Source organism: Vibrio vulnificus NBRC 15645 = ATCC 27562, assembly GCF_002224265.1.
In the GTDB taxonomy this organism is placed as follows: Bacteria; Pseudomonadota; Gammaproteobacteria; order Enterobacterales; family Vibrionaceae; genus Vibrio; species Vibrio vulnificus.
In genome coordinates this window covers 2,278,928-2,299,174 of sequence record NZ_CP012881.1, presented here as the reverse complement: position 1 = coordinate 2,299,174, position 20,247 = coordinate 2,278,928, and the positions used below count along the sequence as shown (strand labels likewise).

Annotated in this window: 14 protein-coding genes; 6 read left to right on the top strand and 8 right to left on the bottom strand. The window is 48.7% G+C overall.

Features of this window, described 5'->3' with window-relative positions:
- Positions 1–91: 91 nt before the first annotated feature.
- A complete protein-coding gene (locus AOT11_RS10665) occupies positions 92–685 on the bottom strand; it encodes an LON peptidase substrate-binding domain-containing protein (protein ID WP_072600041.1) in 594 nt (197 codons plus the stop codon).
- 310 nt (positions 686–995) lie between these two features.
- On the opposite strand from AOT11_RS10665, the gene AOT11_RS10660 reads away from it, so the two are divergent.
- From AOT11_RS10660 to csdA, 4 genes are all read left to right on the top strand, one after another.
- Positions 996–1,805: a nucleoside-specific channel-forming Tsx family protein gene (locus tag AOT11_RS10660; protein ID WP_017420231.1), complete on the top strand. Its 810-nt coding sequence runs from the start codon at positions 996–998 to the stop codon at positions 1,803–1,805.
- A 108-nt stretch (positions 1,806–1,913) separates the two neighbouring features.
- A complete protein-coding gene (gene panE, locus AOT11_RS10655) occupies positions 1,914–2,804 on the top strand; it encodes a 2-dehydropantoate 2-reductase (protein ID WP_026060779.1) in 891 nt (296 codons plus the stop codon).
- Entirely contained in the window at positions 2,801–3,400 is a 600-nt protein-coding gene (locus AOT11_RS10650; protein WP_017420233.1) for a DJ-1 family glyoxalase III, read from the top strand. Before panE ends, AOT11_RS10650 begins: the two co-directional genes overlap by 4 nt.
- Complete coding sequence (csdA, locus tag AOT11_RS10645) at positions 3,400–4,611, top strand: cysteine desulfurase CsdA (RefSeq protein ID WP_017420234.1); 1,212 nt, start codon at positions 3,400–3,402, stop codon at positions 4,609–4,611. The genes AOT11_RS10650 and csdA overlap by 1 nt, the downstream gene beginning before the upstream one ends.
- Positions 4,612–5,421: 810 nt before the next feature.
- Here csdA and csdE read toward each other — a convergent pair.
- The 4 genes from csdE to AOT11_RS10625 form a co-directional block, all read right to left on the bottom strand.
- Positions 5,422–5,850 (bottom strand): cysteine desulfurase sulfur acceptor subunit CsdE, encoded by a 429-nt coding sequence (gene csdE, locus AOT11_RS10640; protein ID WP_026060780.1) that lies wholly within the window; start codon positions 5,848–5,850, stop codon positions 5,422–5,424.
- An 80-nt stretch (positions 5,851–5,930) separates the two neighbouring features.
- Positions 5,931–6,740, bottom strand: coding sequence for a tRNA cyclic N6-threonylcarbamoyladenosine(37) synthase TcdA (gene tcdA, locus AOT11_RS10635; RefSeq protein ID WP_026060781.1), 810 nt, complete (start codon positions 6,738–6,740; stop codon positions 5,931–5,933).
- A gap of 81 nt (positions 6,741–6,821) precedes the next feature.
- Positions 6,822–7,925: a murein transglycosylase A gene (gene mltA, locus AOT11_RS10630; RefSeq protein WP_011151002.1), complete on the bottom strand. Its 1,104-nt coding sequence runs from the start codon at positions 7,923–7,925 to the stop codon at positions 6,822–6,824.
- Positions 7,926–8,071: 146 nt separating this feature from the next.
- Positions 8,072–8,539, bottom strand: coding sequence for a DUF2850 domain-containing protein (locus tag AOT11_RS10625; protein ID WP_017420238.1), 468 nt, complete (start codon positions 8,537–8,539; stop codon positions 8,072–8,074).
- Positions 8,540–8,683: 144 nt separating this feature from the next.
- On the opposite strand from AOT11_RS10625, the gene argA reads away from it, so the two are divergent.
- Entirely contained in the window at positions 8,684–10,021 is a 1,338-nt protein-coding gene (gene argA, locus AOT11_RS10620; RefSeq protein ID WP_017420239.1) for an amino-acid N-acetyltransferase, read from the top strand.
- A gap of 224 nt (positions 10,022–10,245) precedes the next feature.
- A complete protein-coding gene (locus AOT11_RS10615) occupies positions 10,246–10,428 on the top strand; it encodes a hypothetical protein (RefSeq protein WP_011079706.1) in 183 nt (60 codons plus the stop codon).
- A 71-nt stretch (positions 10,429–10,499) separates the two neighbouring features.
- Here the strand turns inward: AOT11_RS10615 and recD are convergent, their stop codons facing one another.
- The 3 genes from recD to recC all read right to left on the bottom strand — a co-directional run bounded on the left by recD (position 10,500) and on the right by recC (position 20,029).
- Positions 10,500–12,614 carry an exodeoxyribonuclease V subunit alpha gene (gene recD, locus AOT11_RS10610; protein WP_017420240.1) on the bottom strand — a complete coding sequence of 705 codons (2,115 nt, stop codon included), beginning with the start codon at positions 12,612–12,614 and terminating at the stop codon, positions 10,500–10,502.
- Positions 12,611–16,231, bottom strand: a complete 3,621-nt coding sequence (recB, locus tag AOT11_RS10605; RefSeq protein ID WP_026060783.1) for an exodeoxyribonuclease V subunit beta — start codon at positions 16,229–16,231, stop codon at positions 12,611–12,613. Before recB ends, recD begins: the two co-directional genes overlap by 4 nt.
- 309 nt (positions 16,232–16,540) lie before the next feature.
- Positions 16,541–20,029 (bottom strand): exodeoxyribonuclease V subunit gamma, encoded by a 3,489-nt coding sequence (recC, locus tag AOT11_RS10600; RefSeq protein WP_017420242.1) that lies wholly within the window; start codon positions 20,027–20,029, stop codon positions 16,541–16,543.
- Positions 20,030–20,247 lie beyond the last annotated feature (218 nt).

The following is a 20,247-nucleotide window of genomic DNA, read 5'->3' as shown; positions in this document are numbered from 1 at the left end:
CTTATCCTTTTTGTCGCCGACTTTACTTAAACTTACCCTGATACGTATTCCACAGAAAAACGATCACCAGATCCTACAAATTATTTGCCATTTAATTCAGTTTAGCCTTTCCTTCGCCTGAAGCCTTCTCGACTACCTCAGACAAAAAGCGCATCGCCGCATCACAGTTTTGCGTTCCTGCCAAATGGTCAAATTGTTTGACTGAGAGCGGTAATATCTCAAGCCAACGTCTTGCCACCCAATTGGCGTCTTGGTAGTCACTTTCAGGATACAGCTCACCAAGCTCTGGAAATTGACGGTGAACCAGCTGTAATTGGTCGCCAATGTATTTCTGAGGGGCCTTGAGCTCAATGGTTGGCCACCGTGTCAGTTGCTCCACCGAAGCTATGCGCAGGCCATCTTCCTCAACACGGACTTGTTTGATGGTGAAGCGTTGTAATCCCAACACCGTAATCCCCAGCAATCCATCCGACAATGAATCAAAATCAATAATTTTGACTTCTGTACCAAGCGACGACAACCGGCTTGCCCCACCACTACTATCGACCAAGCACATACCAAAGCTGATATTTTGTTCACAGCACTGCTTCACCATTCGTTGGTATCTAGGTTCAAAAATACGAAGTTTCATTTTTCCATCCGGCAAAACCGTCGAACTTAACGGAAAAAGCATTAACTCTCTCATAATCACCCCGCTTAAAAATCACGCTACTTTATACGCGCAAACCTTTACCTAGATCACATTCCCTCCACGCATTAACAAATTAAATACAGCTCTCAGTTTCAACAAAATCACAAATGCATCTAGATTTATAGCAAAAGAAAAGTTCCCAACTTTCGATTCAAAAGGAGATCTACATCACTCAAATTGATGAAAAATTGCACTCAAGTCACTTTTATTTGAGATTTAAATCGCTATGATGCGCGCAAATCGGATAACACGTAGCGCAAGGATTAGCGTCTAAACACCGTTACAAATATAGAGAGTTCCCCTTATGCGTAAATCACTATTAACTCTTGGTCTGTTAGCAGCAACTTCAGCACCAGTTATGGCCGCTGACTACTCAGACGGCGATATCCACAAAAACGATTACAAGTGGATGCAATTTAACCTAATGGGTGCATTCAACGAGAAAGGCGCTGGCGCTGAATCTTCTCACGATTACCTAGAGATGGAATTTGGCGGTCGCTCTGGCATCTTCGACCTATACGGCTATGTAGACGTATTCGATCTATCTAACGATCCTGGTAGTGACAAAGACGGTGCAGAAAAAATCTTTATGAAATTCGCACCTCGCATGTCTCTGGATGCTGTAACTGGTAAAGATCTTTCTTTCGGTCCAGTTCAAGAGCTTTATGTCGCAACTCTTATGGAATGGGGCGGTAACAACGGCGTTAACAACCAAAAAATCGGTCTTGGTTCTGATGTGATGGTTCCATGGTTAGGCAAAATCGGTCTAAACCTTTATGCTTTCTACGATGGTAACGAAAAAGACTGGAACGGTTTCCAAATTTCGACCAACTGGTTCAAGCCTTTCTACTTCTTCGAGAATGGCTCTTTCATTTCTTACCAAGGTTACATTGACTACCAATTTGGCATGGATGACGATGCATCATTCCGTACTAGCAATGGTGGTGCTATGTTTAACGGTATCTACTGGCACTCAGATCGCTTTGCGGTCGGTTACGGTCTAAAAGCATATAAAGACGTATACGGCTTTAAAGATGGCTCGACTCTACCTTGGGCTCCTGTCGCAGAATCTTCTGGCGTAGGTCACTACGTAGCAGTGACTTACAAGTTCTAATTGAACCTCCTAAGTTCTGTATAAATGGCGCCTGTTGGCGCCATTTTTATTTGCTTTCCTTATTTCCCTCATTATCCTTGCAGCAAACCTTTTTACTGAGAGTGTTTGGTGAATATCCTCATTTTAGGCCCGGGAGCCGTTGGCTCACTTTGGGCGACAAAACTCAAACTCGCAGGGCACAATGTTACATTGTGGGGAAGACGCGATGTACCTGAGCAGCCGTTGCAACTAGATGACTCATCAGTCATGACGTTTAAACATCGTCACCTACCCTCTTTGCAAAGTGCTGATCTCATCTTGGTCACAGTGAAAGCATGGCAGGTGATGGCGGCGATTGAGCCTTTATTGCCACACATCCACTCAGATACCATCATCATGCTGATGCACAACGGCATGGGAACCGCATCTCAGGTTGCAGAAAAGCTCGCGCACAACCCAATCGTTGTCGCAACCACCACTCATGGCGCGTATAAGCCCCATTCACAGCAGGTCTTACACACCGGACAAGGCATCACGCAGTTGGGGGGGGGTAATGCACAAGGTGCGCAATGCGATTTCCTTCAAGCGGTGCTCGATCACGCCCTACCGTCTGTTACATGGAATCCCAATATCCAACAGGCGCTTTGGACCAAACTGGCCATCAACTGTGCCATCAACCCGTTAACAGCGATTCATCAATGTAAAAATGGCGAGCTGGCCGATGAGAGGTTTCATCAACGGCTTGAGCGCATCACTCAAGAATTGGTCGACGTTATGGTCAAAGAAGGGATCGAGGTTACTTTCGATACCTTACAGAAAACCATCATGAACGTGATTCATGCAACGGCGGAAAACTATTCCTCGATGCACCAAGATGTTTTCCATCAACGCCGCACTGAAATCGACTTTATCACTGGATATTTGTTGCAAGCGGCGCATAAACACCAGATTGATGCAGCGGAAAACGCTAAACTTTATCAACACATCAAACAGATTGAACAACGCTGGACAGAACAATGAAGAAAAAAATCTTAGTGCCTATTGCTTGCGGTACCGAGGAGATAGAAGCGGTAACGGTCATCGATATGATGGTTCGAGCAGGTTATGAAGTCACGGTCGCCAGTGCCGATTTTGATGGCAAGCTGACCCTGACAGCCTCTCGTGGCGTTATCCTCGGCGCACAATGTCGCTTGGTGGATGTGGCCGATGAACAGTTCGACGTCATTGTTCTCTCCGGCGGTGTCGCGGGAGCGGAAACCTTCCGCGATAGCCCAATTCTGATTGAGATGTTAAAACAGCATATGTATGAAGGAAAACTGGTCGCTGCCATTTGCGCCGCCCCCGCACTGGTTTTGCAACATCACAATCTCTACCCTCAAGCCATCATGACTTGCCATCCGAACTTTATGTCTCATATTGCCGAGCAAAACTGGCGTCCTAAGCGCGTTACTTACGATGTGAACCACAATCTTCTTACCAGTCAAGGGCCCGGCACTGCGCTGGAATTTGCGATGGAAATTATCATCTTACTTTCTGGCAAACAGCACGCGCGCCAAGTGGCAGAACCTATGGTGACAGTGCCTGTACTCAACTACCACAAATTGGGTGATGAGTAATGTTTGACGTTCAAGCCATTCGCCAACAATTTCCTGCATTGGCGCAACAAGTTAATCAAAATGAGCTGGTCTACTTAGATAGTGCGGCGACAACACAAAAGCCGCAGTGTGTGATTGACGCAATCACACAGTATTACAGCAGCCAAAATGCAAACGTTCACCGCGGAAGCCACAGTTTGACCGCCAGTGCGACCAGCCAATTTGAGGCCGCCCGCGAATGCGTCGCTCATTTTATTGGCGCACAAAGCAGTAAAGAGATTATTTGGACACGTGGCGCAACCGAAGCGCTCAATTTGATTGCTCAAACTTACGCCCGAAGCACCCTTCAAGTTGGCGATGAAATTCTCGTCGGTGAAATGGAGCATCACGCCAATATTGTACCTTGGCAAATGGTAGCTGAGCAGACGGGTGCCAAAGTGGTCAAAATCCCCATGACCGCAGACTGTCAGCTGGACATTGAATCGTTTAAAACACTGATGAATGAGCGAGTTAAGATTGTTGCGGTGGCTCAAACCACCAACGTCACGGCCACTCGTCAACCCATCGAGTCCATCATCGAGTTGGCCCATCAACACGGTGCCATTGTGGTGGTGGATGGCGCTCAAGGTATCGTTCACGAACCTGTCGATATGCGCACATTGGACGCCGATTTCTATGTATTTTCCGGCCACAAACTCTATGCGCCCGCTGGAATTGGCGTGCTTTACGGCAAACTGGCACTGCTGGAAACCATGCCACCATGGCATGGAGGCGGTAAGATGGTGGAAAAAGTGTCGTTTGAGAAAACCACCTTTTCAGCTCTACCGGGGAAGTTCGAAGCAGGGACACCCAATGTCGCGGGTGCCATTGCGCTTGCTAAGGCACTAGAGTGGTATCAAGGTTTTGCTCGAGACGAGGTGGAATCGCACTTGCACCAACTTCAATCGGCCACATTTCGAGCACTCAGTGGGATGGAGGATATCCGTGTGATCGGATACCAAAATAACGCTTCGGTGATTACTTTTGTCATGGATGGCGTTCACCATCAAGACATTGCAACGCTGCTCGATCAGCAGGGTATCGCCGTGCGAGCGGGCCATCACTGCGCCCATCCTCTCATGGATGCGTTAGGTGTCAAAGGCACCGTCCGAGTCTCTTTCGCCATTTATAACACCATGGAAGATGTGGAGAAGTTGATTGCTGCGTTAGAGAAAGCGGTGGATATGCTTTAAAGAAAATAGGCTTAGATTTTCAATGTCTTGGCCTGTTTTTCTTCACTGATGTTTTTCACCTCACGTTGGAACTCTCCATCTCCTCCATTCGCTGTCAAATGGATCCCCGCGTTCGCGAGGATGACGAGCAAGAGCCAAGGGTGGTAAGAAATTTTGCCACTGTCTATATCCGTCATTCCCGTGCAGGCAGGAATCCATACCTCACAAGCGCTGGGCGCACGCTTTTCGTTGGTTTAATCGATTCAAAAACATCCTCTCGCTTTAAGATGGATCCCCGCGTTCGCAAGGATGACGAGCAAGAGCCAAGGGTGGTAAGAAATCTCGCTACTTTCTATATCCGTCATTCCCGCGTAGGCGGGAATCCATTCCTCAACAAGTGCTGAACGCACGCTTTTCGTTGGTTTAATCGATTCAAAAACATCCTCTCGCTTTAAGATGGATCCCCGCGTTCGCGAGGATGACGAGCAAAAGCGAGGATGACGAGCAAAAGCGAGGCGAGTAAGCACAAGCGAGGGCAGTAATAAATTTTGCCACTGTCTCTATCCGTCATTCCCGCGCAGGCGGGAATCCATTCCTCAGCATGCGCTGAACGCACGCTTTTCATTGGTTTAATCGGTTCAAAAACATCCATTCGCTTTAAGATGGATCCCCGAGTTCGCAAGAATGACAAACCAAATGAGAAAGGTCAGAAAAGCAAAAGTGGTGAGAAATAATAAAGAAAAGGAAACGCTGGGAGAAATCAGAATTGTCAGGACAGATCAGGCGTGCGAAAACCAACATGGATGCTCGCTACGCCCTCAAGGACGTAAACTAGCTCGCGATATTCTTAATCTGCTCAACAATTGCTTTAAGGCCATTGCCGCGTGATGGACTCAAGTGGGCAATTAAGCCTAGCTGCTCAAAGTAGGCTTCAATATCAAAGGCTTGGATCTGCTCTACCGTTTTACCATTGTAGGCAGCTAAGACTAAAGCAATTAAGCCACGAACGATTCTCGCGTCTGAGTCGGCACAAAACGTCCACATTCCGTCGTCTTGTTCTGCCACTAACCAAACTTGGCTTTCGCAACCTGCAACCATAACCTGCTCAGACTTCAGCGCATCAGGCATCACTGGCAATTTTTTACCCCATTGAATCACCTGACGATAGCGGTCTTCCCAGCCTTTGAATTGCTGCATGGTGGCGACGATGTCCGAGCTGGTAATCTCGTTACCAAATGGAGAGGCAGGCAAATTCGACATGGCTAGGCTCCTACACAATAGAGATAAAAAGTGATGATGACATAAAGCGGCGTCAGAAAGCCGCTTGGTATTAGAGGCAATTAGTTTTTATGCTTTTGGATCAACTTTTCAACGATACGTGCCACCGCAACAAAACCAAAGGTCGCAGTCACTACCGTCGCAGCACCAAAACCGCTGGCACAATCCATGCGTTTTGGACCTTCTGCCGTTGATTTTGCGTTACAAACAGAACCATCCGCTTGCGGGTATTTTAGCTGCTCAGTGGAAAAGACACAGTCAATACCAAACTTTCGCGCGGGATTTTTTGGAAAGTTATGATGGCGACGCAAGGTATCCTTGATCTTCTTCGCCAGTGGATCTTGGATTGTTTTGGTCAAATCCGCCACTTGGATTTGTGTCGGGTCCATTTGGCCCCCAGCACCACCAACAGTAATCACTTTGATTTTGTTACTGCGACAATAAGCCAGCAAAGAAGCTTTCGCTTTGACGCTGTCAATGGCATCTAGCACGTAATCAAACTCTTTGCTGAGGTATTCGTGTTGATTGTCAGGCGTGATGAAATCGTCAATCAGGTTCACTTTGCACTCAGGGTTAATGAGTTTGACGCGCTCTGCCATCACCTCAATCTTGCTCTGGCCGACCGTTCCCGTCATCGCATGAATTTGACGGTTAATATTGGTCACACACACGTCATCCATATCGATGAGCGTCAGTTCGCCGATACCTGTGCGGGCAAGGGCTTCTACCGCCCAAGAGCCAACACCACCAATGCCAATCACACAAACATGGGCAGCACGAAGAATCTCAACTTCGCTGTTGCCGTATAGACGGCGCGTACCACCAAAACGTTGGTTGTAGCTATCAGAAGCAGGAGTATCAAGTTCGCGCATAGTGATGATTCCAAAATCGCCAGAAAAACAAAGAGTGCGATTTATACGCACTCTTCAACAAAATGTCCAGATAGAGAAACGCTATTGTAGCTTTTCTGGTGGCAAAGCCCAAGGCGCTTGCGTTGGAGAGTTTTCCAAGCCCAGTTTCCACACGCGGCCAAAGTGTTTGTAATGGCCCGCTTCGGTGCCCGCTCGTGGGCCCATTCCGTGGTAGAGATCGAGATGATTCTGTTTTACTGCGCCACCGGTATCGAGCACGATCAACAAACGCAGTTGATGCGCACCACTCCAAGTACCGTCAGCGTTCAGTAATGGCACTTCTGCCAAAATCGGCGTCCCCATAGGGAAAATTGTGCGATCGCCCGCCACCGATGCCATTGGAAGTAATGGAATCCCTGCAGAACCTGTCACAGGCGCCGCCGCTCTCGGCTCAAAGAAAACAAAAGAAGGATTTTGCTCAAGCAGCTCTTGAACGGTGGCCTCATCGTTTGCAAGCACCCAGTCTTTGATCGCTTTCAACGACATCTTCTCTCTTGCAACTTGATCACGTTCAATCAACACGCGGCCAATGCTCACATAGGCTTTGTTATTTTTTCCCGCATAAGCGAAGTATTCCAATGTATCGTCATCTTCAAAATGGACAAAACCACTGCCCTGCACTTCCATGATAAACGGGTCAATCATGTTCTCTGCATAGCCCAGTTCAAGCCCTAATCCATCGAGTGCCCCATCGTAGATCTGAGCTCGCGTCGGGCAATCTTCACTGCAGTCAGGTTTAGCGTAAACTGGGTATTTAAAACGTTCATCGGCTTGATGGCGCAGCTCCATTACTGGTGAAAAATAGCCAGTAAACAGGACGTTACCTTGCTTATCTCCCCCACCTAACTGGGCCGTTTCGATGCCATAAGCACCGAGTTCGCTCGGGTCACCACTTTGCAGTACCCACTCATTTAAACGCTCATAAAGCGGTTGATATAAGTTGGCCAAACTAGGTGAATTGCTGATCACCGCTTCAGATTGACGTTGAAATTCGGTGAAGTCGCGAGGTTTGTCCGAGCTCACAACGTCGACTCGATTGAGCACATCACTGAATTCATTGTCGAGATACTGCTGTGCACGATCGGTTGGCTGAGCACAGCCAAACAACAAGACCGATGCAAAGAGCGGAAAATAAGCTTTAATCACTGGTTACTACCCATCAAATAGAATTTGATGCAGCATGACAAAGTCGAATTTTAAGTGCAAATGAAAAAGGGACGCGATTGCAGTCCCTTACAAAAAAATGACGGATATTGAATGAGAAAACATCAATTTGGCAGCAGCATCACTGCTTATCTCAGCGAGAGATTCTGCTTCCCTTCTAATTGAAAAATGGGAAGGTAGTGCGCGTCACTATCCAACTTCATTTCGATGTACTGCTGACCAATGAATCGAAAGCGACGAATTTCACCACCGACACGATACTCAAAATACTTGCCATCAAAATCAAAATTGGTCGTCACCAAAGAGCCGTTAACGGTGACACCACTTTCATTGAGGATCAGCACCTCACGAGCATAGGGAGCGACATCCTGCTCAACCCATTTTCCGTAAATCATGCTTTTCGGCATCGGCGGATTGATCAATCGAGTAATCAAATCGCCATACATCAACAATACAATCACGGTTCCTACAAGGGCCAAGCCCATTAGGATTCGCTCTAATAATTTGCGTTTTTTACGACGTAGCTCTTCAGTGAGTAACTGTCCGTTGACGGCGGTTGACTTTTTACTGGCAGAAGACATTTTTTTCTCGTTCATGTTTACAAGCCGCCTATGTTACACCGCTGGTCAAAGCAAACAACTCACTCAGATCAAAGGTGGTTAAATTAATAAAAAACCGCTTGCCAACAAGAGAATAAAAAGACAATATTTCAGCATAAATAGTCACAAGGAAGTCATATTGTGAAAATTCGCAGCACGGCATTAGTTAAAGGTTTCAGACAATCCACTCCATACGTAAACGCGCACCGCGGTAAAACCATGGTTATTCTCCTTGGTGGTGAAGCGATCGCTGACAAAAACTTCAGCAATATTATTAATGATATAGCTCTAATGCACAGCCTTGGTGTTAAAGTGGTTTTGGTCTATGGTGCAAGACCGCAAATCAATCATTTACTTGATAAGCAATCAAGCCAGACCCCTTATCACAAGCACATTCGTGTGACTGACGAAAACTCACTTTCGATAGTTATGCAAGCCGCCGGACAGTTGCAATTGGCGATCACTGCCAGCCTCTCCATGAGCTTGAATAATACGCCGATGGCCGGAACGCACCTCAATGTGGTCAGTGGCAATTTTGTCATCGCTCAACCATTAGGTATAGATGAAGGTGTCGATTACTGCCACAGTGGTCGCATTCGTCGCATTGATACTGAGGCCATTAATCGTTCTTTGGATCAAGGCTCTATCGTTCTGCTTGGGCCAATTGCCAGTTCGGTCACTGGTGAATGCTTTAACTTGCTTTCTGAAGAAGTCGCGACACAAGTGGCGATCAAGCTCAAAGCAGACAAACTGATTGGCTTTTGTTCTGAGCAAGGCGTGATTGACGACAATGGCAACGCCGTGGCCGAATTGTTCCCTAGCGACGCAGAGAAGTTTATTCAAAAACTCTCGATTGATGTGGATCCGGAAAGTGATTTCCACTCAGGCACATTGCGTTTTCTCAAAGGGGCAGTGGCAGCTTGCCGCGCAGGTGTTCCTCGTAGCCATCTCATCAGCTACAAGATCGACGGTGCGTTGATCCAAGAGCTGTTCTCGTTTGACGGTATCGGTACACAAGTGGTCATGGCCAGTGCTGAACAAGTTCGTCAGGCTTGCATTGATGATATTGGTGGCATTCTTGAACTTATCCGCCCTCTGGAAGAGCAAGGCATTCTAGTAAGACGCTCTCGCGAGCAACTTGAGCAAGAGGTCGAACGCTTTACCATCATTGAGAAAGATGGCCTGATCATTGGCTGCGCCGCCTTGTACCCTTATATCGATGAGCATATGGCGGAAATGGCATGTGTGGCCATTCATCCTGATTATCGCGATGGTAACCGTGGTCTGTTGCTGCTCAATTACATGAAGCATCGCTCGAAATCCATCGGCATTGAGCAAATTTTTGTTCTCACCACGCACAGCGTTCATTGGTTTAGAGAGCAAGGTTTCTACGAAATTGGCGTCGATTCACTGCCAATGGCGAAGAAAAGTTTGTACAACTATCAGCGTCGTTCAAAAATTTTGGCACTACCGCTTTGAGCTAAAGTTAGAGTTTCCTACTGATGAACAGGGTTAACACCATATGCAATGCTTTACATCTTGCCTGTTCAAAGTTTGTGCTTTTTTTCGTTCGGTGACTCGTCTATAATCCGCGCAAATCGGGGTTAACCCGAGCCAAGGAACTTGGTGACGAGACACCGCACGGACTGCTCGATTCATTACTTACCCCGTCAGTTGGGATTAAGCAATCAAAGAGCATTACTATGAGAACCATTATTTGTAACTCGCTGCAAAGCTTTTGGGATATGGCTGATAACCAGTTTCTAGAGGGACTTGACGTTCATTGCGTCTTCCCAGTGACAGAAGCACTTCGAGAGTTCATCTTGAACTATAAAGAGCAATACCACATTCGCAGCATTACTTTTACGCAAGCATTTCAACGCTAGCTAGAATGTGAAAGGCCAGAAGTTCCACTTCTGGCCTTTTTCCTTATCGACTTAGGCTGCTCTCATAAACCTTACTGGCCCAAACGGTATGGCAGGCCACTCGCTCGCTGTGTCTTTATCTTCATACCACGTTTAAGGACTTGAAGATCGGCATACAGTGCTAAACGCTTTTTCGCTCGAGTAATGCCGGTGTAGATCAGCTCTCGCGTCAGTATTGGGCTGAAGTCAGCAGGCAAAATCATCAAGGTAAAATCAAATTCGCTGCCTTGTGATTTATGTATTGTCATCGCATAAGCTGTTTCATGTTCTGGCACTCGGCTTGGTAATACCGCTTTAACGCTGCCGTCGGCCAGCTCAAAATAGACTTTTAAACGCGGATCTTCATCAGTGTCATCCCACATGCAGATGCCAATGTCACCGTTGTAAAGCCCAAGCGCGTAATCATTACGCGTCACCATCACTGGCCTGCCGTGATACCAAATCTCGTCCTTCACTTTAATCAAGTTCCTCGCAGCTAAGGCTCTTTCAATGCGAAGGTTAAGCCCGGCCACACCAAAATTCCCTTCACGCACGGCGCAAAGTAACCGACAACGATGAAACAAATTCAGTCCCGCTTTGGCTCGATCAGCACTGCTTTCTCTCTCTTTCGGCTCAAGATGCTGCTGAGTTAAGGCAATGCGAGCAAGATAATGTGAGTACTCACTTACAAGCGTTTGCAACATATGGTTGTAGTGGCTGGCATCCAATGGGTGATGTTCGATATCGCTAAACTCTCGCTGCCATACACTCTCTAACGCCGCCACGGAACCGGCATTGATCGCTTTTGCCAATTGGCCAATTCCTGAGCGAGCATCAAAACGATAGCTCTTTTGCAACATACACAAGCTATCTGCGACGGGAGCCAAACGGCTGGCACTCTTTGGCAGCGCTTGATAACCCGTTAACTTCGTGAGCGTTGCTGCTTGCTCTGCGCTGTATCCGGAAGCAGAAAATGCGCAGATATCCCCCAACACCGCCCCCGCTTCAACAGAGGCCAGCTGATCTTTATCACCAAGTAAAATCAAACGAGCATGTTTAGGTAACGCATCAATCACTTTATACATCATCGAAAGATCGACCATTGAGGCTTCGTCCACCACCAGCACATCCAAATGCAGCGGGTTTTGACTGTGATGACGAAACTCAGCACTACCGGGGATAGCGCCTAACAAGCGATGTAAGGTTGAGGCTTCTGTGGGGATTAACGCCTTTAAACTCGGCTCTACGGCTAAAGATTGCACCGCTTTACCGATGGATTCGGTCAAACGTGCAGCCGCTTTACCCGTTGGTGCCACCAAACGAATGGTGGGCGTTTGTGCTCCGGCTTGCTCAATCAGCGCCGCCAACAATTTCGTGACGGTGGTGGTTTTGCCTGTTCCCGGCCCCCCAGAGATCACCGCAAAACGACGCGTCAACGCCACTGCGGCAGCCACCTTTTGCCAATTAATGCAGGCCGCATGAGGCACGAGATGATCCAGCGCGTTGAGATCCGAGACTTTGCGTACTTGGCTAAGCACTTGTTCAATCGCCGTCCAATCCAAACAGTGCTCTTCAACTACGTCGAGAAAATCACACACCCATTGCTGTCGCTGCACTTGGGTACTGCCGCTCGCTTGCGCGGCAATCAGCATTTCAAACAAAAAGCGGTAATCACGCGCGAACAATCGATCCAGCAGTGCGGATAACGATGCCGCTGAGCTGGCGTTAAGTTCAATACCGTGACTCAATTGATTAAGTTTTTGCGCCAAAACGACTTCATAGTGCCAATAGCGATGCAGATAAACTCGTTCCCCATCGAACATCAAGGGCACCGCTTCCCCTTGGGTGCCAACCAAGCGACTGGTTTGCAGCAACGCTCGCCAGTCGATCGGCTGCAACTGGGCGTTCAGCTCTGTGGCCGCCTCACCAAACAAGCCAATTTTACTGGCCAATTCACTGACTTGGCCAAGTTCATCAAACAAAGGCAAGCAAATATGCCCTTTGCCTAACTCGGCACTGACCGCAGCGGCCAACAGCGCTAATCCGCTGTGCTGACTCTGCTCACCAATAAAGCGCGCAAATTGATAATCCAATAAGCGCAGGTAGCCTTGTTGGGCTTGCCGTTCAAGCATCAACAGCGTCGCTTGGAGTGACCCATTCAACATCATAGTAACTCCATCTGACCACCTTGGGTCGATCTAGGTTGAGGCTCAAGACCGTCAATCAAACGGTCCATTTCCGTTAATAAATCCAACGAAGGCTTGGCAGAAAAAATACCGTGTTCACTTTCGCCATCCATACCACGAAGAAACAGATAATAGACGCCACCAAAATGATGCTGATAATCATAGTTGGCCAAACGGCTGCGCAGAAAACGGTGTAGCGCCAACGCATAGATTTGGTATTGCAAATCGTAGCGATGATCCACCATCGCCCCTTGCAATGCCTCACCATGATAAAAATGCACCGCGTCACCCAAATGGTTGGACTTCCAGTCCAGCACGTAATATTTGCCTTGGTGTTCAAACACCAAATCAATAAAGCCTTTGAGCATGCCTTGCACCGTTTGGAAACCGAGATCCCCCGCGCGAGCAGAAAGGGGATCATGACGCTGAATGACTTGGTTTAAACTGGCAGCGCTGAGCACTTCTATCGGCAATAAGAACTCCATTTCCACCAGACGCTGTGACGGCGTTTTTTGGTTGAGGTACAAATGTTTGCCATCAAGCGGCGTTGACAACACGGTATCCACCAGCTGCTGCAAAACGGGCAACCATTCAAGGTCGATCAAGTTTTTTTCCATCAGCTCGGTGATCACTTGGCGATTCTGTTCAGAGTCCGCCGCTTGAGTAAACTCCACCTCTTCAAACAACGAGTGCAAAAACGTACCGGCGCTGGCGCCACGGGGGAAGGTAAAAATCGACTTCTCCACTTCTTGGATTGGCGCTTGCGGATCTTCGGTGGAAGAGTCGATATCAAACCCCACCACTTCTAAACTGGCGTCGTAGTCGCTTTGATGGCTACCTTGTTTGACCAAACCGGAGTAACTGGTGATGCGCCATAAACGATCGATCGGCGTGGCCAGCTCTTGCGCAGAGAGCGACAACGCGGGCGTTGCGATAGGTTGATATCGCTCATCCGGCAAGGTTGGCGGTGAGATAACGACAATGCTGTCTGACTGCGTTTGTTGTCCTGCCAACGCTTGTTGCAGCGTGGCAATTCCCCCTTCTTGGCCATTTTGCACCAAATACCCCATGGCACTGCGATGCACGCCCGTGGGTTCTTTAGTGGAGCGACCGTTGCGCAGTGGCGCCGCGCCAATGAAACAGCCATAAACGGCGCGAGTGAGCGCCACATAAATAAGGCGTAAGTCTTCCGCTAATCGTTCTTTGTCCGCTTGTTGCAGCGCGGCATCACTGGCGGTGATATCTAACACGGTGCGATCGGTTTGCGCGTCGTAAAACTTCGCTTCGCTGGCTTCTCGATGGGCAAAGACAAACGGGAGAAAAACCAGATCGTACTCAAGCCCTTTTGATTTGTGGATGGTGACGATCTGCACCAAATTGCGTTCCGATTCGAGACGTTGGATCTGCTCATCGCTGCCGCCAATACCATTGTGCGCATCGCTAATGGCTTGAGCAAACCAACGCAACAAACCGTGGTCGCTGTCGATCTCATTGCTTGCTTGCTGCAGCAGCTCGGCTAAATGCATCAAGTCCGTGAGTGTGCGCTCACCCTCTTGCTGAGTCAGCAAACGTTCTGCGATATGACGTTTGGCCATCACCGCTCGCAGCATCGGCATCACGCCACGAGAAAGCCACAGCTTACGGTATTCTTTAAACTCACTGAGCGCTTTTTCCCACGCATTTTCATCGTTATTCAATTTATCCAGACTGGCGGCATCAAGGGCAAACAGCTCACAAGCCAATGCCGCCCGCAATGCGCGATCGTCTTCACTGGTGAGCACCGCTTGCAATATGCGCTGAACATCTTGCGCGACGGGGCTGAGAAAAACGCTGTCGCGGTTCGAGAGATAGACACTGGCGATGCCTTGCTTAGCGAGAGTTTGCTTAATCAATCGCCCTTCGCTGCCGGTTCGTACCAACACCGCAATGTCACCCGCTTGAATGGCGTGCTGTAGCTCACCTTGCTGGAATGACGCCTGACCTTGCTGTGAGAGCGTCAGAATCTGCTGAATCTGACTGGCGGTCGCCTCGGCCATCGCTTGCTGATATTCCCCTTTCGCCACGGGTTTTTCTTCGCACTCTTGTAACCAGTAGGTCAGGGCTGGCTGCTTTTGGCCTGCCATGTTCCAAATGCGTTGTTCCGCTTTGGGGCTAAAACTGACTGGCAAAAATGGAATGTCTTGATCATAAATAAATGGGCTGTCTGGTTGTTGAAACAGTTGGTTTACCGCCAACACCATTTCAGCACTGGATCGCCAGTTTGTTCCCAAGGTGTAGTGGGCACTCACTTGGTTACGCGCTTTGATGTAAGTGAAGATATCAGCCCCACGGAAGCCGTAAATCGCCTGCTTCGGGTCGCCGATCATAAACAGCCCAGTTTGTGGGTGTTCCAAATAAATACGACTAAAGATACTGTATTGCAAAGGGTCGGTATCTTGGAACTCGTCAATCATGGCAACGGGGTAAAGAGTACGAATTCGACTTGCCAATAACTGCGCTTCATCTTGATCGATCGCCGCGGATAAACGCGTTAACAAATCGTCAAATGACAAACGCTGTTTCTGCTCTTTGGCTTTGGCCAGCCATGCGCGACATTGCTCAATCGCGTGTGCCAACAATGGGGCTTTTAAGCTAGCCGGGTTGGCCAAAAACGCGTCAATTTGCTCAAATAGCGGATGCGTTGGCGCAGTGCCTTTGGCTGTTTTGGCCAGCAGCTCGCTTTGAGCAAATTTGGCCAGCTTATCTGGGTAGTGGTAATCAAACGTGTCGCTTTCCGCCCAGCGATTCACCGTATCTAACCACTCTGGTAATGACTTTTTGGTGTAACTGCGTTTGTTGATATCAGATTGTTCTATGAGCGTTTGCAATTCAGGCTGCGCCGCTCGCCAAGCACTTTTGAGCTGCGTAATTTTTTGCAGGTTTTCTTGATGCAACGCCGCAAGATCACCACTCATCGCGTTGACGCTCAGCGCCAATGGCGCACCAGTGAGATAACGGCCAATGTCGCTCAACAACGCCGCGGGTGAACCCCAAATCTGGCGCACTTCACCGGCCAATGTTGTGGGCAAGGGATAGAAATTGCGTCGCCAATAATCGGCCACCACTTGCGCTTTTAACTGACTTTCATCGGTGACAAATTCGTTGTTAAAACGGCTGCCGGATTCAAACGCATTTTGCGTGAGCATCCGTTGGCAAAAACCGTGAATAGTGAACACCGCCGCTTCGTCCATCTGCCTTTCGGCTTGCAGCAAAATAGCGGCAGCCTGCTTGTGATCGGGAAAGTCACGCAGCAGCGGCTCAATGATGGGATCTTGGCTGTGTCCTCGAGCAAACGCCAAACGCGCATCATGAATACGCGCACGAATGCGATCACGCAGCTCACCGGTTGCGGCTTCGGTAAAGGTCACGACCAAGATTTGATCCACCGTCAGTGGAGCTTGATGACGCGTCTCTTCACTGCCATGCCCAAGCAGTAAGCGCAAATACAATCCAGCAATGGTGAAAGTTTTACCTGTCCCCGCCGACGCTTCAATTAACCTTGCGCCATGTAATGGAAAGGTCATGGTTTGTAACGGGGTTGGCTCAGGCTTGTGCGTCATCTTACTCACTGTCTCCGGATCATCTGCTGTTTGATCTGTGATCAAACCTTAAAAACGCTATGAATTTATCTTAACTCTCTAAATATTAGGATGTTGTGGGATCTTACTCACGGAACATCCTCGCCGCTCTGGGTAGTATGCGCCTCACGAGATCAAAGGGTTCGACACGAACCACTCAACCGAATCATGGTCCCTCTGACCTTGTGGCCGTACAGCAAACGCCCTACACGATAATGATTTTCTGGCGGCCACCCTACTTCCTCTCCATTGCAGCGCTTTTATCCCATTGTTGACGTTGAGCGACATCGTTTATGCTTCCTCTGACGCATCCACAACGGACAATCTTGCCCCTTGCAGCACCAAACTACTCATCAAACGCACTTGATGGGCCAGTTGATCATTCCATTTTGGCCAAATACGACTGATGTAACTGTCTGCGCCTTCCCCTGCGCCCAAGAAACCATCATTGAAGGTATCCGCCATTTTTTTCAACGCTTTCTCTTCATCATCATTCCATTGCCCGCGGCTTATGCCAGCTTCGATGGCCGCCAATGCGGTTTTGGGGAAATACGCCAAAGGCTGGGTCATGCCTTCGATATACAGGCGGATCAATTCGTTAAGCAAGGATTTGGCTTGGCCAGCATCCGCCATCGCCGGGTATTTGAGGTGCACAACCCCCTCTTTCTTGTCGTAGCCAATCAAATGCGTCACTTTGGCAACGCCCATAGCCGACATCGAAAGGTGATCAATCCAACCCGCTAAGTAATCTTGAGAGCGAATTTTGCCACTGCGATAACGCAGTAACCCAGATTGATAGTGCTGTGTTAACCAACCGCTCAAATGAATCGTTTTGCCTTCACCAACTGGCGTAAAGGCCAGATCCACTTCGAGATCATCCAAAGCCGCGTGAGATAGCCCGGTTAATTTTTCCATTAATGCTTCAGCTTGCACGCGGTTAGTATCAAATTCCAACTCGCCAAAGGCACCGATCGGCAACTTGCCCTGAGCACGCAATTCACTGCGTACTTCCTCAATCAGCGGCTGTGCCATGTCAGGCGTGCTGTTTTCATCCGATAAGAGACGATGCAGCAACTGTTCACGCAATTGGAAGCTGTTGAGTCCATCCAAAATAAACGGCTCTTCATCGGCCATCACGGCCATTGGTGGCTCGAAAACGACTTTCAAACGGCGATTGAAGAAGTACTGCACTGGCAGTCGCCAGAAACGTTGCAACTCAACCAGATCCAGTTCAAGCGGGAACGTGGCACCCAGTAAATAATCGTCAAGGGCTTGATAAAATGGCGCACTTTGCTGCGATGGCATTTGGCCTTCACTCTGCTGCTGGGCCGCTGGAATCCACTCTTTGGCATAGCTTTTCGCGTTGCTTGGAGGTTCGCCTAAAAACGCTTGGGGGCTAAATGGCACCATGGGATGCTCGCAGGTGATCATCTTTAATAGGCGCGCACCAGATTCATCCACACCGAGATGCTCATCTCCCGCTAAACAGTAGTTTTGCTGGCAATACTCCATCAACTCAGCCACCAGCACCGACGGCACTTTCTCGGTGTTGTCTTGCACGGAACGTCCGACATAGCTGATGTAAACACTTTGCTGCGCAGACAAGAGAGCCTCTAGGAACAAGTAGCGGTCATCGTCGCGGCGAGAGCGGTCCCCCGCTCTGGCGCGGCCATGAATTAAATCGAATCCTTCCGGTGCCACACTGCGTGGATAGACGCCATCGTTCATCCCCAATAAGCAGACGGTACGAAATGGAATCGAACGCATCGGCATCAAGGTACAAAAATTCACTTGTCCAGCAAGAAAACGCTGACTTACACGGCTACCGGACAGTTTATTGAGCAGGTATTGACGAATCACACTCGGTGATAATTCCGCCTCAAATGCCGCATCACTCAACTGTTCTTTTAGCTGACCCAACGTATCGCGAATCGATTTCAACGCCACTTCGCCTTCCAAGTCGACGGCAAAGAAATCCGCCAAGACACCGTGTAGTTGCTGTCGCCATGCGTCAATGTTTTGCGCTTGAGCTAAGGCGTGGCGATAGCTGCGAACTTTTTCAATGAAGTAGCTCAGTTTGCCCGCCAGCTCCGCCCCCATTCCCTGAACTTCGTTGTAAGGTGCGAGCCATTCGTCGCCACTTTGGAACAAGCCAGCCGATTCTGGCATCGCGTAGCCAAGTAACATGCGTTGAATACCAAACTGCCAGGTGTTTTGTTTTGTCTGCGGTAGGTCAAACTCACATCCGGTCTGCTCATCCAGCCCCCAACGGATACCCGACGCTTCCACCCATTGTTTTGCTTGCAGGAACTCCGTTTCACTCAAGGAGAATTTCTGCAAAATCGCGGGGGTTTCTAGCAGTTCCAACAGCTCTGACGCCAAACAGCGCATTTGTGGCAGATTCACTAAAGTCAAAAACGCATTGAGAATCGGGCTTTCTTGGTCGGCGGTTCGATCCGAAATGGAATAGGGAATGAATCGCTCACCTGGTGCGTTACCGAACACCGCTTGAATCGCTGGGCTGTAAGCATTGATGTCTGCCACCATCACGATAATATCGCGCGGTTTGAGTGTTGGGTCGGCATCGAACATCGCCAGCAATTGATCGTGCAGCACTTCCACTTCACGCATTGGGCTGTGGCAAACGTGCAGGCTCAAAGAGCGATCATTCGCCTCGATGAGCGGTTTATGATGGCTACTCTCGATATGGTCGTCATCTTGGTGCTCCTCCAAGTTGAGGATATCGGCTTGCAGTTGATGCAATAGCGAATCTCGGTCGATATCGACAAACGCTTCAATCTCATGCGATTCCAACTGAGACAACAAGTACATGTTGTCACGGCCAAGTTTGCCCATGGAAGCCAACAAACTGTTGCCCACCACCTCGGTATGCAGTTCATCAACAAGGTTGTCTTCAATACTGCCTTTCAGCTGCTCACTTTGTCCCTGAAGCTGCGAATGATCTTGTTGCCACACAAGGTGCTGACGCTGCTTTGCCGCCAAACGAGCAAGAAATTTTCGATCGCGCACTTCACCCCAATAGTATCGACAAGGGTTGGTAAACATCAGATGCACGTCAATATGCTGGCCGAGCGCTTTCAGCGCGTCCATGTAGCGTGGCGGCAATGAGGTAATACCGAAAACAAACAAGCGCTGCGGCAAGTGTTCAAACTGGCCCGTGTAGTTGTCTAAGCTATCAATGAAGTGTTCGTATAAGTTGGCGCGATGGTACGGCGATTGCCCAAGCGCGACGGTATGGTCATACAGCGCTTGCCACAACATGGGCTGCCAAGGGTGCTCATCACCAATCTCAGCCACGGCCTTCCCCGCTTCCCAATCACGTATCCATTCAGGGCGATACACCAAATAACCATCAAAAATATCGGCAATTTTTTCCGACAGTTGGTAAAGCTTTGCACCTTCTTCATCGTCCTGAAGATAGCGAGCTAAGGGCGAGAACTCCGCCAGTGCAAGTTGCTGCGGCAACAAATGCATCAGCTTCCACGTCATCGCTTCTTTGTTGAAAGCACTGCGTTTTGGCACATCCGCCAAAACGTGGGTAAACATATCCCAGATAAATGTCGCGGGTAGCGGAAATTCGATGTTTGCAGCCACGCCAAACTCTTTCGCCAGTTCCATTTTCAACCATTGAGACATACCAGGGCTTTGTACCAAGATCTGCTCTTTGTCGAAGGGATTTTGCAAAGGATTGAGGCGAATCAGTTCCACCAACAGAGATTTGAGCACATCCACTTGATTGGAGTGATAGACAGTAAACACGAGTTAGCTTCCGGAAAGACAATCACTAAGCGTTAGCTTAGCACAGCTCGCTGAGTGGCCACATAGTTCTAACTCACTGATTTCCAGAAAGGTTATATCGGTAGCGATTCTTGGTCAGTTTGTCAGCAAAAGGCATTGTCAGGAGAAACTTACACTTCCGTACCAAATGTGACACACTTCACGTCTTTAAAGTTAAAAAACACTGTTTTATACTTCTG